The sequence below is a fragment of the Klebsiella sp. RCJ4 genome, from assembly GCF_009025755.1.
GTDB lineage: Bacteria > Pseudomonadota > Gammaproteobacteria > Enterobacterales > Enterobacteriaceae > Klebsiella > Klebsiella michiganensis.
In genome coordinates this window covers 20,389-44,484 of the sequence record NZ_WCIN01000029.1, presented here as the reverse complement: position 1 = coordinate 44,484, position 24,096 = coordinate 20,389, and the positions used below count along the sequence as shown (strand labels likewise).

The 24,096-nt window shown below is 55.0% G+C and carries 24 protein-coding genes; 14 read left to right on the top strand and 10 right to left on the bottom strand.

The window, feature by feature from the left end:
* Positions 1-266: 266 nt before the first annotated feature.
* From F8562_RS09900 to F8562_RS09885, 4 genes are read right to left on the bottom strand one after another with little or no spacing between them, the layout of a single operon-like run.
* Entirely contained in the window at positions 267-2,630 is a 2,364-nt protein-coding gene (locus tag F8562_RS09900) for a hypothetical protein (RefSeq protein ID WP_032692771.1), read from the bottom strand.
* Between the two features lie 13 nt (positions 2,631-2,643).
* Positions 2,644-3,390, bottom strand: coding sequence for an ABC transporter permease (locus F8562_RS09895; RefSeq protein WP_014838235.1), 747 nt, complete (start codon positions 3,388-3,390; stop codon positions 2,644-2,646).
* Positions 3,387-4,382 (bottom strand): ABC transporter substrate-binding protein, encoded by a 996-nt coding sequence (locus F8562_RS09890; RefSeq protein ID WP_014229041.1) that lies wholly within the window; start codon positions 4,380-4,382, stop codon positions 3,387-3,389. The genes F8562_RS09895 and F8562_RS09890 overlap by 4 nt, the downstream gene beginning before the upstream one ends.
* 20 nt (positions 4,383-4,402) lie before the next feature.
* The gene (locus F8562_RS09885; RefSeq protein WP_025107016.1) at positions 4,403-5,197 is read right to left on the bottom strand and encodes an ABC transporter ATP-binding protein; all 795 of its coding nucleotides are present in this window, start codon (positions 5,195-5,197) and stop codon (positions 4,403-4,405) included.
* A gap of 118 nt (positions 5,198-5,315) precedes the next feature.
* Here F8562_RS09885 and F8562_RS09880 point away from each other — a divergent pair, with 118 nt between their 5' ends.
* The 4 genes from F8562_RS09880 (at position 5,316) to F8562_RS09865 (ending at position 9,801) form a co-directional block, all read left to right on the top strand.
* Positions 5,316-6,032 (top strand): GntR family transcriptional regulator, encoded by a 717-nt coding sequence (locus F8562_RS09880; protein ID WP_014838238.1) that lies wholly within the window; start codon positions 5,316-5,318, stop codon positions 6,030-6,032.
* 432 nt (positions 6,033-6,464) lie between these two features.
* Positions 6,465-6,932, top strand: coding sequence for an acetyl-CoA carboxylase biotin carboxyl carrier protein (gene accB / locus F8562_RS09875; RefSeq protein WP_094909468.1), 468 nt, complete (start codon positions 6,465-6,467; stop codon positions 6,930-6,932).
* Between the two features lie 7 nt (positions 6,933-6,939).
* A complete protein-coding gene (accC, locus tag F8562_RS09870) occupies positions 6,940-8,289 on the top strand; it encodes an acetyl-CoA carboxylase biotin carboxylase subunit (protein ID WP_014838240.1) in 1,350 nt (449 codons plus the stop codon).
* Between the two features lie 240 nt (positions 8,290-8,529).
* The gene (locus tag F8562_RS09865; RefSeq protein ID WP_014838241.1) at positions 8,530-9,801 is read left to right on the top strand and encodes a Glu/Leu/Phe/Val family dehydrogenase; all 1,272 of its coding nucleotides are present in this window, start codon (positions 8,530-8,532) and stop codon (positions 9,799-9,801) included.
* 135 nt (positions 9,802-9,936) lie between these two features.
* On the opposite strand, the gene F8562_RS09860 is transcribed toward F8562_RS09865, so the two are convergent.
* Entirely contained in the window at positions 9,937-10,854 is a 918-nt protein-coding gene (locus F8562_RS09860) for a DMT family transporter (RefSeq protein WP_014838242.1), read from the bottom strand.
* 295 nt (positions 10,855-11,149) lie between these two features.
* Between F8562_RS09860 and F8562_RS09855 the strand changes: the two genes are divergently transcribed.
* Genes F8562_RS09855 through F8562_RS09840 form a run of 4 tightly spaced genes read left to right on the top strand, consistent with a single transcriptional unit; the run spans position 11,150 to position 14,439 of the window.
* Positions 11,150-11,986 (top strand): transporter substrate-binding domain-containing protein, encoded by an 837-nt coding sequence (locus F8562_RS09855; RefSeq protein WP_094909467.1) that lies wholly within the window; start codon positions 11,150-11,152, stop codon positions 11,984-11,986.
* 3 nt (positions 11,987-11,989) lie between these two features.
* Entirely contained in the window at positions 11,990-12,679 is a 690-nt protein-coding gene (gene pxpB / locus F8562_RS09850) for a 5-oxoprolinase subunit PxpB (protein ID WP_014838244.1), read from the top strand.
* Positions 12,676-13,662 carry a biotin-dependent carboxyltransferase family protein gene (locus tag F8562_RS09845; protein ID WP_032692719.1) on the top strand — a complete coding sequence of 329 codons (987 nt, stop codon included), beginning with the start codon at positions 12,676-12,678 and terminating at the stop codon, positions 13,660-13,662. Before pxpB ends, F8562_RS09845 begins: the two co-directional genes overlap by 4 nt.
* A gap of 6 nt (positions 13,663-13,668) precedes the next feature.
* On the top strand, positions 13,669-14,439 hold the full coding sequence (locus tag F8562_RS09840) for a 5-oxoprolinase subunit PxpA (protein ID WP_032719801.1): 771 nt from the start codon (positions 13,669-13,671) through the stop codon (positions 14,437-14,439).
* Between the two features lie 155 nt (positions 14,440-14,594).
* Here the strand turns inward: F8562_RS09840 and F8562_RS09835 are convergent, their stop codons facing one another.
* Positions 14,595-15,797, bottom strand: a complete 1,203-nt coding sequence (locus F8562_RS09835; RefSeq protein WP_014838247.1) for a pyridoxal phosphate-dependent aminotransferase — start codon at positions 15,795-15,797, stop codon at positions 14,595-14,597.
* A gap of 337 nt (positions 15,798-16,134) precedes the next feature.
* Between F8562_RS09835 and nac the strand changes: the two genes are divergently transcribed.
* The 6 genes from nac (at position 16,135) to F8562_RS09805 (ending at position 20,683) form a co-directional block, all read left to right on the top strand.
* Positions 16,135-17,058, top strand: coding sequence for a nitrogen assimilation transcriptional regulator NAC (nac, locus tag F8562_RS09830; protein WP_014838248.1), 924 nt, complete (start codon positions 16,135-16,137; stop codon positions 17,056-17,058).
* Between the two features lie 63 nt (positions 17,059-17,121).
* Positions 17,122-17,583, top strand: coding sequence for an acetyl-CoA carboxylase biotin carboxyl carrier protein (locus tag F8562_RS09825; RefSeq protein WP_224256598.1), 462 nt, complete (start codon positions 17,122-17,124; stop codon positions 17,581-17,583).
* Between the two features lie 122 nt (positions 17,584-17,705).
* Entirely contained in the window at positions 17,706-18,458 is a 753-nt protein-coding gene (locus tag F8562_RS09820) for an SDR family oxidoreductase (protein ID WP_014838249.1), read from the top strand.
* Between the two features lie 22 nt (positions 18,459-18,480).
* A complete protein-coding gene (locus tag F8562_RS09815; RefSeq protein ID WP_014838250.1) occupies positions 18,481-19,176 on the top strand; it encodes an amino acid ABC transporter permease in 696 nt (231 codons plus the stop codon).
* Between the two features lie 5 nt (positions 19,177-19,181).
* Positions 19,182-19,952 carry an amino acid ABC transporter permease gene (locus F8562_RS09810; protein ID WP_014838251.1) on the top strand — a complete coding sequence of 257 codons (771 nt, stop codon included), beginning with the start codon at positions 19,182-19,184 and terminating at the stop codon, positions 19,950-19,952.
* Positions 19,949-20,683, top strand: a complete 735-nt coding sequence (locus F8562_RS09805; protein ID WP_014838252.1) for an amino acid ABC transporter ATP-binding protein — start codon at positions 19,949-19,951, stop codon at positions 20,681-20,683. The genes F8562_RS09810 and F8562_RS09805 overlap by 4 nt, the downstream gene beginning before the upstream one ends.
* A gap of 369 nt (positions 20,684-21,052) precedes the next feature.
* Here the strand turns inward: F8562_RS09805 and F8562_RS09800 are convergent, their stop codons facing one another.
* From F8562_RS09800 to F8562_RS09785, 4 genes are all read right to left on the bottom strand, one after another.
* The gene (locus F8562_RS09800) at positions 21,053-21,598 is read right to left on the bottom strand and encodes a chorismate mutase (protein ID WP_179294853.1); all 546 of its coding nucleotides are present in this window, start codon (positions 21,596-21,598) and stop codon (positions 21,053-21,055) included.
* A 163-nt stretch (positions 21,599-21,761) separates the two neighbouring features.
* Positions 21,762-22,532 carry an amino acid ABC transporter substrate-binding protein gene (locus tag F8562_RS09795; RefSeq protein WP_094909477.1) on the bottom strand — a complete coding sequence of 257 codons (771 nt, stop codon included), beginning with the start codon at positions 22,530-22,532 and terminating at the stop codon, positions 21,762-21,764.
* Between the two features lie 39 nt (positions 22,533-22,571).
* Positions 22,572-23,324 (bottom strand): amino acid ABC transporter ATP-binding protein, encoded by a 753-nt coding sequence (locus F8562_RS09790; RefSeq protein ID WP_014838254.1) that lies wholly within the window; start codon positions 23,322-23,324, stop codon positions 22,572-22,574.
* Complete coding sequence (locus F8562_RS09785; protein WP_014229048.1) at positions 23,302-23,997, bottom strand: amino acid ABC transporter permease; 696 nt, start codon at positions 23,995-23,997, stop codon at positions 23,302-23,304. Before F8562_RS09785 ends, F8562_RS09790 begins: the two co-directional genes overlap by 23 nt.
* Between the last annotated feature and the right edge of the window lie 99 nt (positions 23,998-24,096).

The following is a 24,096-nucleotide window of genomic DNA, read 5'->3' as shown; positions in this document are numbered from 1 at the left end:
GAGCATCCCCCGGATCATGGACGACTGGGGGCAGCGATCGTGCCAGGTCTGGCTGGCTAACACCCCAGTATATTGGGTACGGATAAAGTAACGGGGCTACACTTCCTTCATCAACATGTACGCAAGGGAAAACGACATCAGGGCAGCGGTGGGCTGGAGACGCTGGTGCAGGACGGCGACCTTTTCGCAGATATTGCAATACGGTCTGACTCTTAAACAACAAATAGCTACCGAAAATGCGGCAAGAAACTGCCGCATGCCACTCTTTAACGCGTTAAGAAGATGGCTGAGGTCCAAATCCGGGACTGGTCCTTTTGCCTGGCACTGATGAAGAACGGATGTTCCCGTTTTTCTGACAGGATAAGTTCAGAAAGTGGAATTTCGCCGCTGATATCACGCGGAAGCGGCTGTTCGGTAACCAGTTCAATATCTACCTGAAGTTCGGTGCCTGGAAGCGTAAAAGTCTCTTTGCCTGCAATCAGAAGCGTTTGACCATCAATATCCGTTTCAAAAACCGGCGCCCAGGCATGTGGTTGTGGCAAAAGCGGATCGCCCACTTTGATATAGCTACTGATGTCCAGATGAACGTGTATTTTTGCTCCGGCCAGCCCACCGGTACTGACAGTAACTGTGTCGCTGTCACCATTGGTGTCGGTCCGCAAGCCAATCTGTGTATGACTTTTACGCCAGACGGTCTGCTCCGGGTGATCTGCGCCCGAGAGGGAAAACGCATTGATTGGTGTCCCTGTGACCTCAATATGTCCAGTCCAGTAAGCACCCCGATAGCGGTCCTTAATGCGTGCCCCCCCCAGACGCACCCGGAACTGATATTTAGAGCGCCCAAATTCCGCGTGCAAATCGCGATGCCATACCTCTCTTTCTCCATCGTAAAGCGTTACCGCTTCCCAGCCCGCATCGCCTAACAGACGATAACGCAGTACATCTGCTGAACTGAATTCCGCTACATCTCCCATCAGCGCATCGCCCGCACGCAACTCGGCATAGCTTCGTTCACCTGTTGTGGCATAGGTGTGGCGGGCACGAAGCGCTGCAGCCACACCTTTTCTGTCGAATTGTTCAGCAAGTACGCCAGTCAGGCCTCCACGGGATCCGAAGACGGCTGTCGCAGGCACGCCACCACCACATCGCCCCTGATGTTCATCGCTGTTGGCGGTCGCGCCCAGACGATAGCCCCGTTCGAGCGCCTCGGCATAGACCCAGTGAAACTGCCCCCAGGCGGAACCGACTTCTATCAAGCGCTCCAGCTCCGGGTGATGCCAGTCCAGGTTGCAGCGACGCCCGCCAACATGCGGGATTAACAGATGTTTGTGCGGTTCGCGTGCGTAGGCCGCATAAAGTTCATCAAGTGGCCATGCACCCGGTTTGATGGTTCCGGCAGTGAACTCATTCCACTCGAATGAACGCACCAGCCGCCCCTGATTATCAAACGGGAACTGAGGTTCATCATCTTCAAGGAACACCACATTATGATCGCCACCGGCGCAGGTATTACCGCACCACTCGGTACCGGAATAGCAGACAAAACTGTCTGGCTGGTTCAGCGCATTAATCAGCTTTACCGCCTGCTTCCAGCGCGCTTCAGTCACGTTAAAATCGTTGGCGGTATAGCCAAGAATATCGAGACCGGCGACATCACGCCCGTAGCTGAGGTTATACAGCGTGTCGTTGGTACCAACCGTGTCATCAGAATGCACATGAAGATCGGCATAGAGCGGGCGCAGACCTGTGGCGGTTTCCTCCACCGTTATCCATCCTTTGCCTTCCAGCAAGGGCAGCGTGCCCAGTGCGGCGCTGAACGACCATTCTCCTGCGCAGAGATGCAAATCGCTGATACGCGCAATCGCCCAGCCCTCTTCGGCCAGCCGGAAATCATGATGCTCTGTTTCACCTCCCGATGAGGTCAGCGTCAGGCGTCCTGCCAGCGGCAGGCTCCGGCAGGTATTCCCCCAGCGGTCATCCAGCCGGACGATAACGGAGAAAGGCGTTTCAGGTGTCAGCAACCTTGGCGCGATCGCGGCAAGAGAAGCGGGCTCACCGGGCACGATATCCAGCAGCGTATCGCCGGGTACCTCAGCAAATTTTGAGCTCCCCAGCGGATCAACAAACAGGCGGAAGCGGAAAGCTTTCTCAACGAAACTCTGTACACGCGTACCGCCCCCGCCATGGCGCCGATCGCCCAGGCGGATAATGATTTTGTCTCCCGGATTGATGTAGCCATCAATAATGTCGATCAGAATGGCTTTCTGGAACGGACGCTCGTGCCCCTTCTGATCAAAACGCACCTTCAAATGCTGGACCGTGGCAGGGCTCTGTCCTGGCACTAGCGGGCCTGCCTGATACTCGGCGCTGACATAGTTGGCTGCCGAGGGATCGCTGGTCTGAAACAGCGCCCAGTCCGAGTAAAATTTAAAGGCGAGCTTCAGCCATGCGCCGTCAGCAAGCCCGCTGGCGCCCACGGTATATACCAGTTGGATCTCTTCCCACGCACCGGCAGTCAACTGAGTATGCGAGCAGGCCACACTGCCCAGAAACGGCCGGGCTTTATTCTGCTCATACAAGCCCTTCGGAGCGATGTAATCGCCTGCATCACGGATATCGAACTGACTCACATTAACCTCACAATTATTGGGCGCGCCAGCGCTGATAGCGCTGTTCAATGCGGCGAAAAACAAGATTTTCCATTAACCAGGCGATAAGCCCGATAAGGCAAATTCCCAGTAGTACCTGACTGCTGTTACCCGTCTGTCCGCCCATGGCAACCATCCAGCCTATGCCCTGAGAGGCGCCGAGCATTTCCGCTGCCACCAGCGCACGCCATGCCTGGCTGAATCCGATGCGCAGTGCGGCGGTGATAAATGGCAGGGAGCTGGGCAGATAGACATGAAGAAGCAGTTGAAACGGTCGAGCTCCCAGCGTGCGTGCTGCACGCACTTCACCGCCACGGATGCCGCGGATCCCCTCCTGAATGGTCAGACACATCGGGAACAGCGCAGCGATGACAATCACCACCACGATGGAAACGAATCCCAGGCCGAAGATCAGCAGCATCAGCGGTGCCCATGCGATGGGCGGGATAGCCATAAACAGGCTGTTCAGCGGCGTAAGGAACTCCCTGACGCGATCGGAAAGTCCGGCGCTGACGCCAAGAATCAGTGCCAGCAGCACGGCAGTCATAAAGCCGGTGAATTCTTCCAGCAGGCTGGCCTGTAGCTGACCCCAGATGGAACCATCACTGAACCAGCGTATGGCTTCCCGCCATACGTCCCAGGGTTGCGGCAACACATAAGAGGGATAGTGACTCGCAACGATAATCCAGACCATGAGTAATGCGGGCAGGGAAGCCCAGCCCCAGTTGGGTTTGAACTTCACTGCGTTATCCCTGCTTTTGTCAGCCACTGCGTATCAACAAATTCATTCAGCTCTGGCGCCTTTTGCATGTAGCCCAGCGTCTGTGAGTCCTTCATCAGCTGCTCAAAAAAGGCGCCATCTTTCTTCGTCAGTGACACAGACCACTCAATACGTTTACGGGCTTCCTGAACCAGCGCCTCCGGCGGCAGCGTTTTACCGTCAGCGGTTTTAATGGCCCGCAGCTTAAACGCATCGGCCATGATCCGATCGGCTTCTGCAGGATGCTGATTGATAAAATCCACTGCTTTCTGATGCGCACGGATAAGCTTCACTACATCGTCCGGGCGGTCCTTCAGGGTCTCCGGTAACGCCATCAGTACATACCACGGATAACCTGGTTGGACTTTGTTTACATCGAGCAGCAGTCTGGCGTCGCCGCGCAGCAGTGCTTCGCTGACAAAGGGCTCCCAGGTGAAGGCTGCATCCACAACGCCCTGCTGCAGCGCAGCGGGCATGTTACCGGCGGGCATACTCAGGATCTGAGCATCTTTGTCAGCAACCAGACCTGCCTGCTGTTGCAGCACCACACCGCGCAGCAGAACATCCATTCCGCTCCCTTTTTTGACGCCAGCGATGCGTTTGCCTTTTAGGTCAGCCAACCGGGAAATAGCACTCTGTGCGGGAACGATCAGCGCGGCCTGTCCGCTGTTCACCTTAGCGATAATTTGCCCCTTGAGCCCGCGCGAAAACCACTGGAATACCGGTGTCGCACCCATATAGGCTGCATCAAGTTCATGCGCCGCCAGCGCCTGACTGATGACGGGACCATCACCAAAGGATTTAAGCTCGACGGTCAGCCCTTCCTGCTGATAAAAACCCTCTTTCTCGGCGATAAGTGCAGGCGCGTTGGCCAGCGCATAGACCCAGCCAATACGCAGCGGCTGGGAATCCGCAGCGTCAGCAGCATTGAATAAAACCCCTGATATCAGCACAGCAAGAAATGATTTACCCATTTGATTGATGTTCCGTTTTGTTAGAGTGAGTGGTTGTCGGACTGCTGCATCACATCGGTAATGCGCTTCAGTAATTCATTACGGTACATGGCAAAAGCCGGAAGCTGTCGCGTCTCCAGATTGCTTCGCGGGCGCGGTAAGGCGATGGACAATTCGCTGTGTACGCCACCGGGTGCACGATTCAGAACGATGACGCGGTCAGCAAGAAACACAGCCTCTTCAATATCGTGGGTGATGAAGACCGTTGTCTGCCCAATGGCGGACCAGAGACGTAGTGTCTCCTCGTTCATGTCCCCACGGGTGATGGCATCGAGCGCAGCAAATGGTTCGTCCATTAACAGAACATCCGGCTCCAGCGCCAGCGCGCGAGCCAGTGACACGCGCTGCTGCATGCCCCCGGACATCTGGTGCGGCAACTGATGTGCGGCATGTACCAGGCCCACACGTTGCAGATATGTCATAGCGCGTCGGCGCTGAGAGGCCACGTCCTCGCGCCTTTGCATCCGCAATCCGAACCGGACATTCTCCAGCGCGGTCAGCCAGCCAAAGAGCTGTGGCTGCTGAAAAACATAGCCAAGCCGATGGTTTTCCGGCGTGGTACGCTCACCGCCAATCCGCACGGCTCCCCGCTCCGGCTCTGTGAAACCGGCCAGCAGATTGAGTAACGTGCTCTTACCGCACCCCGAGGGGCCCAGCAACACCACAAACTCCCCCTGGCGGGCATGAAAACTGAAATGGCTGAATACCGGCGCGCCGCCGGGATAGCGAAAAGTGATATTGTCTACCGCCAGTGCGTATGGTTGAGAATTCGTCATGCTGAGCGTCACGTATAAGAAATAATGAGATGTGGTTATAATACGTATTAATACAAGTTGATCTAAGATCGCTTCTGACTAAACTAGATCCGAACGGAATACGAGAGACGGAACCTGAATGACACTGGTGCGTGAAAACATTACATCGCTCTACCGGCAGATTGCCGATACCCTGCGGCAGGAAATTGCCGCCGGGCATTTTCAACCTGGCGGAAAACTGCCCTCTGAAGCTGCGCTTGAACAGCGATTTGCGGTCAGCAGGGTGACGGTACGGCTCGCGCTGAAGCATCTGACAGAGCAGGGGATTGTCGAGCGCAAGCAGGGAAAGGGAACCTACATATCGGGCAAGAAGGTTGCACATGGCATCAACGTCATGCGTAGCTTTCATGAGTCGCTAAAGCAGCAGGGGCTGAATGCCACAATGCGTTTGCTGGTCAAAGAGGAGGTGCCAACGCCAGAGTCGCTGCAATCGCTGTTTCAAATGTCCCGGACGCTGACGTTTATTTCACGGCTGCATCTGGTGGATAATGATCCCATTGCGGTGGGTTACAGTCATTTCCCTGCATTTCCTCATGAGCTGAGCTGGGAAGAGACCGAGAAGGAACCGACCTGGGTCCTGTTAGAAAAAGCCACGCAACATCACATCAGTCGCTCCGATATTGCCATCCGGCTGGCCTTCGCGGATAAGGGACTCGTTGACGTGCTGGGAACCGATAAAAACGCGCCGCTTTTTCTACTGGAGCGAACATCCTGGTTTGAAAACGGGCAGTGCGCTGAGAACTCTCGCTTTTTCATTCGTCCGGAACGCTACGAGTTTATTTTGAGCAACAGCTGAAGTAGGGGTTCTGATTCTCACCGGTGATTTAATTTGACTGGGTATTCAGAGTATTGGCAATCCGGTCATGAACCTCGCGATCTGGATGATGTTCATCATTCTGTTATCAGAATATGGGGTGAATGTCATTAGCCCTTAATCTTCTTCGTAAATCATCGTAGCTACTATTGAATGAGCGCTGACAGGGGGATACATGGATTCAGCATACGCGTTTAAGAATTTGGTTTCAGGAATGTCCCCCCGGAAAGTGAAGGCATGTTTCTTGTCTGGCCCACATGCGAGTCAACAGGGCACTCCCTGATACTTCGTGTTTTGTTATGACACCACCTGATCTCTGTATGTCCTGTTTATCGCTGCGCTTTGCTATAACCTCTTCTATACACAGCGTATTAACATCGTTGCCCTTGCGCGATATTCAGCACAGAGACACCTATGGATATTGATAAAATCACAAAATTGATCGAACTGGTCGAAGCGTCAGGCATCTCCGAACTGGAAATTTCTGAAGGCGAAGAGTCTGTTCGCATCAGCCGCACCGCGCCGAATGTCGGCTACCCAATGATGCAGCAGGCTTATGCTGCGCCGATAGCCCAGCCTTCGGTAGCCGCTGTCGTACCAGCCGTAACCGCTACGGAAGCACCGACTGCCGCAGCGGAAATCAGTGGCAACATCGTACGTTCCCCAATGGTTGGTACTTTCTACCGCACCCCGAGCCCGGACGCGAAAGCCTTCATCGAAATGGGGCAGAAAGTTAACGCGGGCGACACCCTGTGCATCGTTGAAGCCATGAAAATGATGAACCAGATCGAAGCGGATAAAGCAGGCGTGGTGAAAGCCATTCTGGTGGAAAGTGGCCAACCGGTTGAATTTGACGAGCCGCTGGTCGTCATCGAGTCATGAGGCGCACATGCTGGATAAAATTGTTATCGCTAACCGCGGCGAGATCGCACTGCGTATTCTTCGTGCCTGTCAGGAACTGGGCATCAGGACCGTCGCCGTGCACTCCACCGCGGATCGCGATTTAAAACACGTACTGCTGGCGGACGAAACGGTCTCTATCGGTCCGGCACCGTCCGTGAAAAGCTATCTTAACATCCCGGCGATCATCTCTGCTGCCGAAATCACCGGCGCCGTGGCGATCCACCCGGGCTACGGCTTCCTTTCTGAGAACGCCAACTTTGCCGAACAGGTTGAACGCTCGGGCTTTATCTTTATCGGCCCGAAGGCCGACACCATTCGCCTGATGGGCGACAAAGTGTCCGCGATTACCGCCATGAAGAAAGCCGGCGTGCCGACCGTTCCGGGCTCTGACGGTCCGCTTGGCGATGATATTGACGTGAACCGCGCACATGCCAAACGCATCGGTTACCCGGTGATTATCAAAGCCTCCGGCGGCGGCGGCGGTCGCGGCATGCGCGTCGTGCATAAAGATGCCGACCTGGCGCACTCCATCACCATGACCCGTGCGGAAGCGAAAGCCGCTTTCAACAACGACATGGTGTACATGGAGAAATACCTGGAAAATCCCCGTCACATCGAGATCCAGGTGCTGGCAGACGGCCAGGGTAACGCCATCTATCTGGCCGAGCGCGACTGCTCCATGCAGCGCCGCCACCAGAAAGTGGTGGAAGAAGCACCGGCGCCGGGTATCACCCCGGAATTGCGTCGCTATATCGGCGAGCGTTGCTCGAAAGCCTGTGTGGATATCGGCTATCGCGGGGCGGGTACTTTCGAGTTCCTGTTCGAAAACGGCGAGTTCTACTTTATTGAAATGAACACCCGTATTCAGGTAGAACACCCGGTAACCGAGATGATCACCGGTGTTGACCTGATCAAAGAGCAACTGTGTATTGCAGCCGGTCAGCCACTGTCTATCAAGCAGGATGAAGTGGTGGTTAGGGGCCATGCGGTGGAATGTCGTATCAACGCCGAAGATCCGGACACCTTCCTGCCGAGCCCGGGTAAAATCACGCGCTTCCACGCACCGGGTGGTTTTGGCGTTCGCTGGGAATCGCACATTTACGCCGGCTATACCGTGCCGCCGTATTACGATTCCATGATCGGCAAACTGATCTGCTACGGTGAGAGCCGCGATGTGGCGATTGCGCGCATGAAGAATGCGTTGCAGGAGCTGATTATCGACGGTATCAAAACCAACGTGGAGTTGCAGACCCGCATCATGAACGACGAAAATTTCCAGAACGGTGGCACCAATATCCACTATCTGGAAAAGAAACTTGGCTTGCACGAGAAATAATTCCTTCCCGCAAGCTTCTCCCTCTCCTGCATGGAGAGGGAATTGTTCATTCCCTTCATATTTCCAGTTTTTACTGCTGGACTTATCCGCAATCACGGTGAGTTGAACTGCTTTTGATTTTCCTGGTAATAAATTTCCCGTATGACGTTATAGCAATCTTGTAAAAGCTACACCCCTTCGCCAGGAGTAACCTGAAGTCGGTTAAAACGGTTTCTATTCTGTGACTTACGGAGGTGTGTTTTGTCTGAACTGTCTTATGTGTCCGGTGCGCGTCACTCGGCGTGGTCCATCTATCTGGCGCAAGTGGAACGTGTCCTGCCCTTGTTGGGGGAGCTGAGCCACTGGGCCGATACCCTGCGTCATCCGCGCCGCGCGTTAATCGTCGATATTCCGCTGGAAATGGATGACGGCAGCGTACGCCATTTCGAGGGCTATCGGGTCCAGCACAATTTATCGCGCGGGCCGGGCAAGGGCGGGGTGCGTTTTCATCCTGATGTCACTCTGGAAGAGGTGATGGCGCTCTCCGCCTGGATGACCGTCAAATGCGCGGCGCTGAATTTGCCCTTCGGCGGCGCGAAAGGCGGCGTGCGCGTCGACCCCGTTACGCTGTCACATAAAGAACTGGAGCGCCTGACCCGGCGCTATACCAGCGAAATCGGTATTTTTATCGGGCCACAGCAGGATATTCCGGCACCGGATGTCGGTACCAATGCGCAAATCATGGCGTGGATGATGGATACCTGGTCGATGAACGTTGGCAAGCCCTCCACGGGCGCGGTCACCGGTAAACCGGTCCATCTGGGCGGTTCGCTGGGGCGCGTTAAAGCAACCGGACGCGGCGTGTATGTGACGGGCTGCCAGGCGGCGCAGGCGCTGGGTATCGACGTGGCGCAAAGCCGTGTGGCGGTGCAGGGCTTTGGCAACGTTGGCAGCGTCAGCGCCGGGCTGTTCCATCAGCACGGCGCACGTGTTGTCGCGGTACAGGATCAGTTCTGCACGCTCTATCACCCAGACGGCATTGATATACCGGCGCTGATTGCCTGGCAAAAGGCGCATGGCAAGATCCTCGGTTTTCCTGGCGCTGATACTGTGGCGGATGAAACGTTCTGGACGCGGGATCACGACATACTGATCCCGGCGGCGCTGGAAGGGCAAATTACCGCAGAACGCGCTGCCGCTTTATCCTGCAAGCTGGTGCTGGAAGGGGCTAATGGCCCGACACTGCCGGAAGCCGATGATATTTTGCAGGCGCGGGGCGTGGTGGTCGTACCGGATGTTATCGCCAACGCGGGTGGCGTCACCGTCAGCTACTTCGAATGGGTACAGGATTTTTCCAGCTTTTTCTGGAGTGAAGAGGAGATCGACAAACGGCTGGATACCATTATGCAAAGTGCGCTGGAAACCGTGTGGAATAAAGCGCAGACACTGAATATAACCCTGCGTACCGCCGCTTATGCCGTGGCCTGCGAACGTATCCTGTTGGCGCGTAAAGACAGAGGATTATATCCGTAATATTCGATCGGTTCGCGCCGCCATGGAATGCTCCCGGATGACGGCGCGAACGCTTTATCCGGGCTACTTGCCTGCACGGTTGGAGCCCCGATAAGCGAGGCGCCACCGGGGATATTCATGAATGGCGGTTCAGGATTATGAGGAACGCATGATTTGCCCTTTGCGCTGACGCCTATCGCACCAGATAGTGAAGATCCCGGCGACAGCAACGATAGCGGCCCCAATCAGTGTGGCGTGTCCGGGCAGACTGTCGAGAAACAGATAGCCAATCACCATCGACCACACCAGCGTGGTGTAATCAAACGGTGCCAGCAGTGATGCATCGGCATAGCGCAGGCTGAGTGTCACCAGAATTTGTGCCACACCGCCAAAAAAACCACAGCCAAATAGCAGCGCCCACTGCCAGCCTGTTGGACGTGACCAGCCAAATAGCGCAGACGACAGGCCAATTAGCGTCGTCATTAATGAAAAATAGAAGACGATGGCGCCTGGCGTCTCGATACCATTTAAAAAGCGAATTTGTACACTGGAGGTTGCCGAACAGACTGCCGCCAGCAGCGCGAACACCGCCCCTAAGGCTGCGCCGTCAAGAGTAAGCCCCGATGAGCGCAAAGCGTGGCCCAGCGTCAGGTTTGACGACAGCATAATGACGATGCCGCTAAAGCCAACAACTACCGCCAGCCAGCGGGAAAAACGGACATTTTCTTTCAGCAGGAGTGCCGCCATCAGCACGGTAAAGAGCGGAGCGGCATAGCTGATGGCGGTGGCATCAGCCAGCGAAATATAGACCAGCGCCAGGTAGTTAAAATACATGCCACCGGTCCCGGAAAAACCGCGAATAAAATGGCCGAAAATATTGCGGGTTTTGAGGCTTTTCATGACGTTGCCCTGCAGCTTTAGCCACAGTAGCAGCGGGAATAATGCGACAAATGAACGGAAAAAAATCACTTCTCCGGTGGGGATGGCGCCGTTGAGCCCTTTGACGCAGGCCAGCATTAATGTCGCGCACAGTGCTGACATTATTTTCAGCAACATCCCGAGTTTGGCATTCATTATCTTACCTTTGATTTGACAACGTACAGATGTGGATGAAACCCAACCTTAGAACGTCGGGAAAGTGCGCTGATAAGATAATTTGCCTCTGTCTGAATAACCTTTTCTTATTACCGTAACGGCGCGTTTTCGCATGGTATCCGTCATATAAATTGTGTATCCCGCGACAGGGTTTCCCTCTTATACCGTCGAAAATAAAGCCCGTATATTCCAGGGTATACGGTCTGCCATACCGAATGAAATCTGGTAATACAACGGCGTGTATTCAACGAGTTAGCACTTTGGGGAAAACATCATGACAGCAAAGAAATTATCTGCCGCTCTGGCATTGCCACTTTTACTGACCAGCATTGGGGCCAGTGCTGATCTGCTCTCGGATATTACTGCGCATGGCGATCTGAAATGTGCGGTCTACTCCGACGTACCGCCATTTTCATCGCCGGATGTCAAAACGCGTCAACTGGTGGGCATGGACGTTGACCTTTGCACGGCGCTGGCAGAGAAAATGGGGCTGAAATTAACGCTGGTGCCGACCTCTGTTGAGGCACGCATTGCGGTTATCGCAACGGGCCGTGCCGATGTACTGATTGCTAACCTTGCCTACACCAAAACGCGTGGCAATCAGATCCAGTTCAGCGACCCGTACTATGTCGCCAAAGAGATGCTGCTGGTGAAAAAAGAGAACGCGGATAAAACCCTCGCCGATTTTAAAGGCAAACGTATCAGCGCCACCAAAGGCACCACCTCTGAGCAGTCGATCCATATTAAAGGCGGCAAGGCCGTGACATTCCAGGATGCGGCATCCGCTTTCCTCGCACTGGAACAAAACAAGGTGGTCGGCTTTGTGACCAACACCATGACCGGCATTAAGATGATCTCCCAGGCGAAAAAAGACGGTGTTGAGCTTGCGATGATCAAAGAACCTATGGCACTGGAGCCGATTGGCGTGGGCATGAAACGTGACGAACCCGCGCTGCTCAACGCGGTTAATACCAGCCTGAAAACCATCGACAGCGATGGCACCATCGACAAAATCTGGGACCGCTGGATTGGGCCAAATACCGAGTACAAGATGGTGCGCGAAGAGCGCGTACAGCCACTGTCGAACCTGAAATTTGAACCGCTGGAATAAGTTATGGCCTGGTTAGAGCAACACGCGTCTGTTTCTTTAGCGGCGGAGATCACGCTCTCGACTATGGGGAGTCGTGCCTGGCTGGTGGAAGCGCCGGGGGAATTTAGCCTGGCCGCGCAACGGCGAATCTGGTCCCTGGCGCAAAGGCTCTCTCAATGTGATGACGTCGAAACGCTGATTCCCGGCGTCACCAATTTACTGGTGTTGCTCAGACAGACGCCGGAAGAGGAGGACGCATTCCCGCATCGGCTACGTGAATACTGGCGAGAAGCGCGGGAGGTGCAGCCGCAGGGGCAATTGATTGAGATCCCGGTGCACTATGGCGGCGAGCTGGCAAGCGATCTTGCATCGGTGTGCCGCCACACCGGTTTTACGGAAAAAGAGGTGATCCGCCGCCACTATCAGGGGGAATACACCGTGGTGGCGTTGGGCAGCGCGCCGGGGTTTGGTTATTTGCATGGTCTGGATCCTTTGCTGGCGACGCCGCGTAAAAAGGTGCCCTCGCTCAATATGCTCAAAGGGACAGTGACCATTGGTGGTGCGCAAACGGGCGTGTCGGTATTGACCGGGCCGAATGGCTGGAACGCGATTGGTTTTGCCGAACTGGAGGTGTTTGATCCGCATGCGGCTAACCCCGCGTTGATGGCCCCTGGTGACAGCATCCGTTTTTTACCCGAAAGGATAGAACTGTGATCGAAATCGAACGCACGGGCTCGCTAAACACCGTGCAGGATTTGGGGCGTTTTGGTTTCCGCCACCTTGGCGTGTCAGTCAGCGGCGTCATGGACCCGCTGGCCTTGCGGGCAGGTAACGCGCTGTTGGGCAACGATGACAACGCTGCCGTCATTGAAGTGCAGATGTTTCCATTTCGTGTGCGCTTTCATGAAGCAGTAACCATTGCGTTGACAGGGGCTGACTGCCGGGCGCGTCTGGATGATACCGATCTGCCACCCTGGTGGGGCTGCCAGGTTAAAAAAGGCCAGGTACTGGAGATGCGTTATCCTCGTTCCGGTAGCCGGGGGTATCTCTGTGTGGCCGGCGGCATCAATGTGCCCGAGGTGTTAGGTTCGCGCAGCACCGCGCTGCGAGGCGGCTTTGGCGGCGTTGAGGGGCGTCCGCTGGAGGCAGGAGATCGACTACCCCCTGGCCCGGCAACGTACAAGCCGTTGCCTGAAGGCGGTGTGGGTATTGAGCCGCCGGAACTGGCGCTACGTGATGTTTTTGCCGCCCCGGTGAAGGGAATTGTGCCGGTGCGGGCGATTCCATCCGGCGAGTATGCGTTATTCGCGGCGGATCATCTGCGTTTCTGGCAGCAACCCTGGCAGATTTCCCGCCAAAGCAACCGCACCGGTTATCGCCTTGCCGGTGAACCGATTTTCCCCTCCCGTACGGTTGAGATGCGTTCTTATGGGCTGATTCCGGGCATTGTGCAGGTGCCGCCAGCAGGGGAGCCGATCATACAGTTAAGCGATGCGAATACCGCAGGTGGTTATCCCAAAATTGCCTGCGTGATTGAAGAAGATCTCTGGCGGCTCGGCCAGCTACAGGCCGGGCAGTCGATTCAGTTAATCCAGAGTGATGCGAAGCAGGCTATCGTGGCGCGGCAGGCGACTGAACGCTGGCTGGCACGGTTGCGCGATTTTTCGCGTTCGCTTATCAGCGTGAATGGGAAATAAACAATGATGAAAATAGATGTGAACTCCGATATGGGAGAGGGCTTTGGTGTTTATCAACTCTGTGATGATGAAGCCCTGATGCAGGTCGTCTCTTCGGCCAATATCGCCTGCGGTTTTCATGCGGGGGATCCGGCCATCATGACGCAAATGGTACGCCTGGCGAAGCTTCGGGGTGTTGGAATTGGCGCGCATCCGGGGCTGCCGGACAGGTCAGGATTTGGACGTAAAGAGATTGCCTTTAGCCCGGATGAGATTTGCCAGCAGGTGGTGTACCAGATTGGCGCGCTGCAGGCGATTGCGAAGCATGAAGGGGCGACGGTGTCGCATGTGAGTTTCCATGCGGCAATGGGCAATATGATTAACCGCGATGAAGCACTGGCGCGTCAGGTGATGCAGGCGATTTATCGCCTCGACCCGAGCCTGATCGTTTTTTCCCAGCCAGACACCCTTATTGAGCAGGCGGCGAAAAGTGTCGGTTTACCGGGGTTAACGCTGTTTCTGGCTGACCGGGCCTATGATGCCGCCGGGCGTCTGGTGCCGCGCGGCAAGCCAGGTGCGGTAATCAAAGAAGAAGGTGTCGTGCGAGGGCGGGTTCGCCAGTTTTTGCAGGAAGGGACGGTGACCACCATTGAAGGGTATCCTCTTGCCGTACGCGCCCGCTCGATTCTGGTACACAGCGACACGCCGGGTTCATTAGCGCTGGCGAAGATTGTACGCAGCGAGATTGAAGCCTGTGGCGGCATCGTGGCTCCGGCGGCGGAAGTGTTACAGCAGTAGCGTTGATTGCGGTGTGTTTTAAGCCTGACAGGCGTCAACGCCGTCGGGCTTTTTTTTATGGCGAGGAATGTGAATATCGGGATCGGGGGGTGAGTATCAGGCCAGGTGTTACAGCGAAAATCCCGGCTAAGCGAAGCGCCAGCCGGGGTTAATGCTTATTGGCATCCCTCGCAAAACGCGGCGAGACGCTCGCAGCCGGTTTGCAGCCGCTCCATGCTGGTGGCGTAAGAGAGGCGAATATACGGACTCATACCGTATGCCGCCCCCTGAACGGTCACCACGTGTTGCTCTTCAATCAGCGCCATCACAAAATCCGCGTCGTTGTTAATTTGCCGTCCGCCCGCGCTGGCTTTCCCTATAAATGCCGCGATATTGACGAACAGATAGAACGCGCCCTGCGGCTTGTGGCACACCAGTCCGGGGATTGCCGCCAGTTTCTCCAGCACGAAATCGCGCCGCTCGCGATAGATAGCCGCACGCTCTTTCAACAGATCCTGTGGGCCATCCAGCACCGCAATTGCCGCTGCCTGTGCCAGCGTGGCGATCCCCCCGGCGTTCTGCGTGTTCACATTGCTCATCGCTTTAATCAGCGGAGCCGGTCCTCCGCAGAACCCGAGACGCCAGCCGGTCATCGAGTAAGCCTTCGACACGCCATTCACCGTCAGCACCCGGTCATATAGACGGGGTTCAACCTGCGCGATGGTCAGGAAGACGCAGCCGTCATAAATCAGGTGTTCATAAATATCGTCAGTCAGGATCCAGACATGCGGATTATCCAGCATCACATCGGCAATCCCCTGCAGCTCTTCGCGGCTGGCGACGGACCCGGTGGGGTTGCTCGGGTAGTTCAGCAGCAGCCATTTAGTTTTTCCCGTGATGGCCGCGGCGATATCGCCAGGTAGCGGTTTAAAGCCGTTTTCTTCGTAGCACGGCACCGGAACGGGCGTCGCGCCCGCAAATTTCACGATATCAGCATAGCTGATCCATGATGGCGACGGGATCACCACTTCGTCGCCAGGGTTTAACGTGGCCAGCATGGCGTTGAAGATCATCTGCCGCGCGCCGCCAGTGGTGATTATCTGGCTGACATCATAATCCAGCCCGTTATCACGCCTGAACTTGCGCTGAATGGCGGCGCGTAACGCGGGCGTTCCGTCCGTTGGCGGATAACGCGTATCGCCAGCCAGCGCAGCGGCGTAGGCGGCTTCAATGGCGTGCGGTGGGGTTGGGAAATCCGGCTCGCCGGTGGAAAGCCCCACCACGTCAATCCCCTGCGCGGCGAGATCGCGCGCTTTTTGCGTCATCGCAACGGACGCTGAAATAGCTATGTTTTTAAGTCGATCGGCAATATCAGGCATATCACAGGTGTTCCAGTTGATTCAGCGGGAACCGCGCTCGCGCGCGGTGGATGAAATCTGAGAATAGGGAACAGGCCTGGCGAGCGGATAATACTGCTTTGTTGTGGGGACATAATGCAAAACAATGACTGAACAACAGGAAAGATACCGCAATGATGCAAGCCCGTGCCCTTTTGCACCGTGGGAGTGCGGGGAACGGATGGCAGAATGCGGGTCGGGGCGATGGCAGCGAGCGTTTGCCGCCATAAAGACATAAGCAGACTGTGTGGATACGCAATCATCAGAACTGGCACAGCCATTGCTTTATTGATGGAAAAGCCATCTCTGGAGAAAAGCTATGAATCTGCGTCGCCTGAAATATTTCATCAAGATTGTCGATGTGGGAAGTTTAACCCAGGCGGCGGATATCCTGCATATTGCTCAGCCCGCGCTTAGCCAGCAGCTCGCGACGCTGGAAGGGGAAGTCAATCAGCAACTGTTGATTCGCACCAAGCGTGGCGTGACGCCAACCACCGCAGGTAAAATCCTGTATACCCATGCGCAGGCGATTTTACGCCAGTGCGCGCAGGCGCAGAGCGCCATTGACCGCTCAGGCATGGAGCTGTGTGGCAATGTCTCTGTGGGGCTCGCCCCCGGAACCGCGGCGCAACAGCTTGCCATTCCGCTGATGCAGGAGGTACAGCGTCAGCATCCTGGCGTCGTGCTTTATTTCAATGAAAACTTCGGCACCACTTTAAGTGAGCTCATCATGAACGGGCGGATGGATATGGCGGTGATTTACGATAACCGCGCGATCCACGGACTGCGTTTTATTCCATTGATGAAAGAGCACCTGTGCTTTGTTTGCCCCAATGCGCTTGATAAGCCCATTAAAGAGATCGCGCTGGCTGATGTGGCGCGTTACGACCTGTTTCTGCCCCGCATTTACAACATCATGCGTAAAGTGGTGGATGACGCCTTCGTCAAAGAGGGCCTGGATTACCGGGTCGCCTGTGAAATTGAATCGCAAACCACCCTCAATGCGGCGCTGGCTGCCGGACTGGGATGCACGGTCATGCCGGAATCGGCCGCCCGCGCGATGTTGAAAGCCTCTGATGCCTGGATGGCAAAAATCATTGAACCGGATGTCCATGCGTCACTGTCGTTCTGTATTTCGGATCATCTGCCGCTGTCTGAACCTGCTGAAGCGGTGAAATCGATCCTGCTGTCACTGGTCTCGAACCGCACACCGGATAACCGCCCCCTGACGCTGGTGAGCTAATAAGTCTCCCTTATTGCCGTAAAGCGAAACCCTCTTACTGGCCAGTCACGTGTGCGGGATAGAGTGAAAGCATTCACTGAAGACAACAGCCAGTACCGGGTCGATATGGAAAAAACAGTTACTCTTGAGGCGCTGACGCAGCTCACACAAAGCCTGCGCGCCACGTCAATTTCTCACCTTGTGCTAAAGGGCAGGGCGTGGTCCGTGTATATCACCACTACGCCGTCTATTGCTCCCCTTCCTGCGGCGGATGTACTGCCGCGTTTTACGCTAATGTGTTCTCCGGCACCTGGGCGGGTACTACTGCGCCATCCTCTGCTTGCAGAGAATTTCGCCGCTCCGGGTAGTCCGATCAAACAGCATGATTTACTGGCCCTGGTCAAAGTGGGTGCACTCTATTTACCCGTACGCAGCCCGGTTGCCGGGCGGCTTGTTTCCTTTCATGTGAGTGAGGGAGATGCCGTGGAGTTTGGTCAGGAAATCGCGAAAATTCAATCAGATGACTCATTTCTCTCAGGATTATAAGTCCCCCTTATTGCCTCAAATCATTTATGTCTTATACCGCTGAGGCATAACTGAATAGAGTCAAAATACACAATAAATACGATGCGGCATCTCAGAAATGCCGTGATGACAGGAGAGGCAATATGCCATTTTCAGATTATAAAGTCGCCCTGGTCACCGGTGCATCCGCCGGTATGGGCGAAGCCATTGTCGAGCGTTTATGCCGGGAAGGGATTACGGTGCACGCCGTGGCGCGCCGTCGGGAACAATTAGCCACACTGGCGGAGCGGACTGGCTGTATTCCCCATGCCGTAGACATGGCCAACCTCGATGCGCTGACGCGTTTATGCAGCGATCTGCAAGTGGACATTCTGGTTAATAACGCCGGTGTATCGCATCCCGGTTCAATTCTCAATGCCAGTGAAGAGGTGATTGAAACTCAGCTCAACGTCAACCTGCGCGCGGTTTTGCATCTGTGTCGTTTGCTGGTGCCAGGGATGATGGCGCGCGACCGCGGTCACGTTATCAACATCACGTCGATTGCCGCGATTTACAACTTCAACGGCAACTCCGTTTATCACGCCACCAAAGCGGGCGTTCATGCTCTTTCACGCCAGCTACGCGTTGACTGCTACGGCAAGCGCGTGCGAATTACCGAAATCTGTCCGGGACGCGTGGCGACCGATATTTTCGGCAATGTTTCTGGCGATCATGAAGATGCGCGCAAGCGTTTTATCGATGGTTTTGAGCTGCCGGAGGCCAAAGATATTGCCGATTGCGTGGCCTTTGCCGTTAGTGCCCCGATAGCAGTGAACATCGGCAATATTGAAATAACGCCGACGCTGCAGGTACCCGGCGGGCTTTCTACGATGCGTCCAGGCGAAAGCGCAGTCTAAGCAGGTTAAGAGGAGGCTCATTATGGCGCTTGATTTTAGTACCATTTTAACAGGCCACTATGGCGAGATGATCGTGAAGGGCGCGATCGTCACGCTGGAACTGGCGTTGGGCGCCTGGCTGCTGGCTATGTTTATCGCACTGCTGCTGCTGGTTATCCGCCTGTCGGAAAACCGCATCGCTGTGCGTCTGGTGGCAGCTTACGTCTCGTATCACCGCAATGTGCCCACGCTGATTCAGTTGATGATGTGGTATTTCGCCATTCCGACGCTGCTGCCGGAGTCGGTACAGATGTGGATTAACGATTTCAACGCCGAGTTCCTCTTCTCGATGTTCGCCCTGGGATTATGCCAGGCGGCTTACTTTTCCGAAGATATTCGCAGCGGCCTGCGTGCCATTCCTGACGGGCAAAACGAGGCGGCGCGTGCGCTGGGCATGAACTATATGCGGGCAATGGGCTCGGTGATCCTGCCGCAGGGGATCCGCAATGCCTTGCCTGCGCTGATTAACCACACCGTGCTGCTGTTTAAAAACACCAGCCTTGCGATGGTCATCGGGGTGACCGAGTTAACCTATGTGACGCGCGATCTTGAGAATCAGACCTTCCGCACTTTTGAGGCCTATGCCATTGGCACGTTGGGCTATCTGGCGTTTTCGCTGCTACTGATGGGGCTGGGTGCGCTGTTAGGCCGTCATTTTCAACGCGTGTACGCGAGGTAAACACCATGTTTGACGTTTTTACCATTTTGCAGGACCACGGCATGCTGTTCCTGATGGGGCAGTATCCGAACGGGCCGCTCGGGGGCGTTCTTTGCACGCTGTTAATTTCACTGCTGGCGGTCGTGCTCTCTTTCCCGCTGGGCGTGCTGGTTGGGCTGGCGAGGTTGTCTCCGTGGCGCGGGCTGCGCTGGGCGGCGGCCTGCTGGGTCTACACCCTGCGCGGTATCCCGCTGATGATGGTGGTGTTCTGGACCTACTTCTGCGTGCCCTTGCTGATTGGGCAGAATATCAGCGGTTTTTCCACCATGCTCTGCACGCTGGTTATCTACGAAAGTGCTTACATCGCCGAGATTGTCCGCGGCGGCATTCAGGCGTTACCGCAGGGGCAATATGAAGCATCACGCGCGCTGGGGATGAGTTATCTGAAAACCCTGCGACTGGTGATCTTACCGCAGGCATTGTTCAACGCATTGCCAAGCCTGGTGAGCCAGCTGGTGTCGATCATCAAGGACAGTACCCTGGGCTATGTGATTAACGTGCCGGAACTGACCTATGCGGCAAACCAGGTCAGCAACCAGCTCCTGACCAAGCCGTTTCAGGTCTTCGCCATCGTGGCCCTGAGCTACTACATCATCTGTTTCAGCCTGACATGGCTGGCAAACAGGCTAGAAAGCTGGATTGCCAACAAACGGCTCAATGCGCAGCCGCAGCAGGGAGAAGAGCAGAACGATCCTCTTTTCTTTGCCAACCGCAAACTTAATAAGGAAACATCATGATCCCGATGATTTTGTTTAATCAGGTCAATAAATGGTATGGCGATTACCACGCCCTGACTGACCTCAGTGCCGAAGTCAAAGCGGGGGAGGTGGTGGTGGTTTGCGGCCCCTCAGGCTCCGGGAAATCAACGCTGATTCGCACGGTGAACCGCCTGGAGCCTATCGAGCAGGGGCAGATTCTGTTTGATGGTATAGATATCCACGGCAGCAGCATGCGTCTGAACCAGTTGCGCACCCGTATCGGTTTCGTCTTTCAGAACTTCAATCTGTTTCCCCACGTGTCGGTGATGGAAAACATCATGATGTCGCCAGTAAAAGTGCTGGGCACCAAACGTTCTGAGGCGCGTAAACACGCCGGGGAACTGCTGGAGCGAGTGGGATTGTCGCATAAAGCTAATGCCTATCCGGCCCAGCTCTCTGGCGGGCAACAGCAGCGCGTCGCTATCGCCCGTGCGCTGGCGATGAAGCCGCCGGTGATGCTGTTCGATGAACCGACGTCGGCGCTGGATCCTGAAATGGTGGGGGAGGTCTTAAGCGTCATGCGCTCGCTGGCCCAGGAGGGGATGACGATGATGTGCGTGACCCATGAAATGCATTTTGCCCGCGATGTGGCCGATACCATCTGGTTTATGGATCAGGGGCAAATTCTGGAGAAAACAACGCCGAAGCAATTCTTTAGCGCACCGCAGCATCCGCGAGCACGGCGTTTCCTTAGCGATTTACTGAATTGAAGGCATTGCGGAGTCCTGGCAGGCGGGCTGCCGCCTGCTGGAAAAACATGTGTAACGGGGTGGCAAAGCGGGATTCGCGGCAAAGGCAGTTATGTTGCTGATCATGGTGAGCCAGCGTCGGCTTCATTCGAATATGATTCTGTGTCTGTTTGAGCTGGAGATTTGCCCATGCTGATCGGCTATCTCCTCGTCAAACCAGATAGGCATTCGTCCTGTCGAGAATGCCCATAAACCGATACGGTGATGCAAGCAAGCATAGAGGTGATCTCATTGAATTGGTTGCACAATCAGTAGAGCACAAAACGCTATGCTTGTTTTTTTCACCCGCCCATTAATGGGGATTCCTCAGTAATGGGAGGGGCTTTTTACTTAATCTTTCAACGAAATCCCTTTCATTGTTTCCCAGATTCTATGCTTATCCTGCTCGTGTAAATTCTTCTGCTGCACGGCGTGCATAAATGCCTCCTGGCCCTGTTCCGTCAGAGGTTGCCCGGACTTTAATCGTGCCGCCACACTTTGCAGAATACGATGGCTAAGTTTGCCGATTTGCGTCCGGACATCCTGAAGCGGGCGAGGCCGCCAGTCAGTTTCCGGCGCCGCCAACCAGTCGGCGCGATAGCGGTACTGAATCGCCTTGGCGGCGTCCATCTGCGCCTGAATAAATGGCCTTACGCTCTCGCCTTTTAATCCCAGCGAATCAGCATCAGCAGTGGCGCTCTCCAGAACCTTCTTCTCTTGCTGTAGATCTTCAATCGCCTGGTGATGTTGCGCTTTATATCCGGCAACATCTTTCATCAAGGACAAACGTTCATTGATCAAATTGCCAATCGAAGGGGGTGAAGCAGAAATTGCCGTTGCAGAGAAACTTGCGGCAGCGAGAAGCAACACGGCTGTATAGAGCTTGTACGGCATCATAAATCTCCGACGTCGATAAACAGGAAGTCTGTAAAGGCGTTCCCGGTCAGTTGAAGAAACATTTCGCAGAAAGCGTAGCTAGCGCATTTTACAGTCTTGTGATGATAAAAAAACCGTAAACCCGATCCGGGCTTACGGTTCTCTTTTACAGCGGGGTTAAAAATTACTTCGACACGTCCGCACCGAAGTATTTCTGGGAAATACGTTCGTAGGTGCCGTCGGCCTTGATCTCTTCCAGCGCTTTATCAATCGCCGCTTTCAGCTGCGGGTTGTTTTTGCGCAGCAACACGCCGGATTTCTCCGCGTCAGACTGGGTTGCGACAATTTTCACTGGCGCATCCGGTTTATGTTTTTTGAAGTCGAGGAACGACAGGTTGTCGTTGATGGTCGCATCGGCACGGCCCTGCACCACTAAATCCACAGATTGGTTAAAGCCATCGGTCGGCACAATATCCGCCCCGTATTTACGAGCGATCTGCGCATAGTTACTGGTCAGCGTGTGGGCTGATTTTTTGCCTTTCAGATCTTCAAAACTTTTAATGCTGCTTTTGTCATTGACGATCAGCACCGCTTTAGACGCGATATACGGCTCGGAGAAGTCGAATTTCTTCTGGCGTTCTGGCGTAATGCCGACCTGGTTAATCACCACATCGTAACGGCTCGCATCGACACCGGCGATCAGGCCGTCCCATTTCCCTTCTACGAACTGCGGGCTCACTTTCAGGCGTTTGGCGATTTCACGGCCAATCTCTACGTCAAAACCCTCCAGCGTGCCGGAAGCATTGTGGAAAGTGAACGGCGGATAGGTGCCTTCAGTACCGATTTTCAGTACGCCAGCGGACTGAATCTTTGCCAAATCATCCTGCGCCAGCGCTGCGTGGGCAAAACCAAGCTGCATAATCCCGGCGACGACTAATGTTGCGAGTACTTTCATCTGCATTACCCTATGTTGTTTTTATTAACTCGCCCCGGATTACGGGAGCGCGGTGCTTAAAGAGGCGATAAACTCCGCAGTTCGGGGTCTCTTCGCGTGTAAAAACAAATCGTTAGCGGAGCCGGACTCAACAATTTCCCCGGCTTCCAGAAACACCACCTGGCTGGCGATATTCGCCGCCAGACGCAAATCATGGGTCGCCATGATCATGGTTGTTCCTTCCAGCGCCAGCTGGCGCAGCACGGCCACCACTTCGCCGGAGAGCTCAGGATCGAGTGCGGAAGTCGGTTCATCGCACAGCAGCACCGCCGGTGACGGCGCCAGCGCGCGGGCAATCGCCACGCGCTGCTGCTGGCCGCCAGAGAGCGTATTCGGCAGGGCGTTGCATTTGTGCAGCATGCCGACTTTATCCAGCAGTTCTTCACCACGGCGGCGGGCGCGTTCGCGATCCCATTTATGCACCGTAATCAGCCCTTCGGTGATGTTGTCGAGGGCGGTCATATGCGGAAACAGCGCGAAGTTCTGAAACACCATGCCGGTCTGGCGGCTGATGCGACGAATATCCTGGCCTTTTATCCGCGTGTCCGGCGCGAATGTGATGCGCTCTTTGCCGATGGTCAGCTCCCCGTACTGAGGAATTTCCAGCAAATTAATGCAGCGCAATAAGGTGCTTTTCCCGCTGCCTGAAGGGCCAATCAGCGTGGTTACCGTGCCTTCTTCAATCGTTAAATTGATGTTCTTCAGCACCCGGCTGCCGTCGAAACTTTTTTCAATGCTGGAGAGCGTTATCATTGACCTGACCTTTTACTGTCGTACCCGCTAATTTCCGCTCCAGCTTCTCTTGCAAATGCGATAACACCGAACTGAAGAACAGATAAATAATCGCCGCTTCGCTGTACAGAATCAGCGGTTCATAGGTCACTGCCGCAATTTGCTGCGCGGCAAGAAACATCTCCGGTACGGTGATCACCGACGCCAGCGAAGTGTCTTTTACCAGTGAAATAAAAGTGTTAGAGAGCGGCGGCACGGCGATGCGCGCGGCCTGCGGCAGAATAATACGACGCAGCGACTGCGCCCATGTCATGCTGATGGAATGGGCAGCTTCCCATTGCCCTTTCGGCACGGCCAGCAGCGTTGCCCTGATCACTTCTGAGGTATACGCACCAATATTGACGGTAAAGCCAATCACCGCCGCAGGGAAGGCATCAATGGTTAGCCCAGCGCTCGGCAACGCGTAGAAAATCAAAAATAGCTGCACCAGCAGCGGTGTACCGCGAATCAGCCAGACGTAAAACCGTATCACCGGCTTTAAAAAGGCCGGGCCGTACAGACGCAAAAGTGCCACCGCAAACCCGAGCGACAGCCCAAGAATAAAAGAGATCAGCGTTAAGGGAATGGTGAATTTCAGCCCCGCGGAAAGCATTGGCCAGAAAGAATCAATCGCTAAGGGTAACCATGTTGGCACTGCACACCTTCCGGACATAGCATCTTGCCAGAAATTGCTGGCGGAATATTTTATTAGCCCGGCTTAATTATTTGGGGGCCGGATTAGTGAGAATTATAT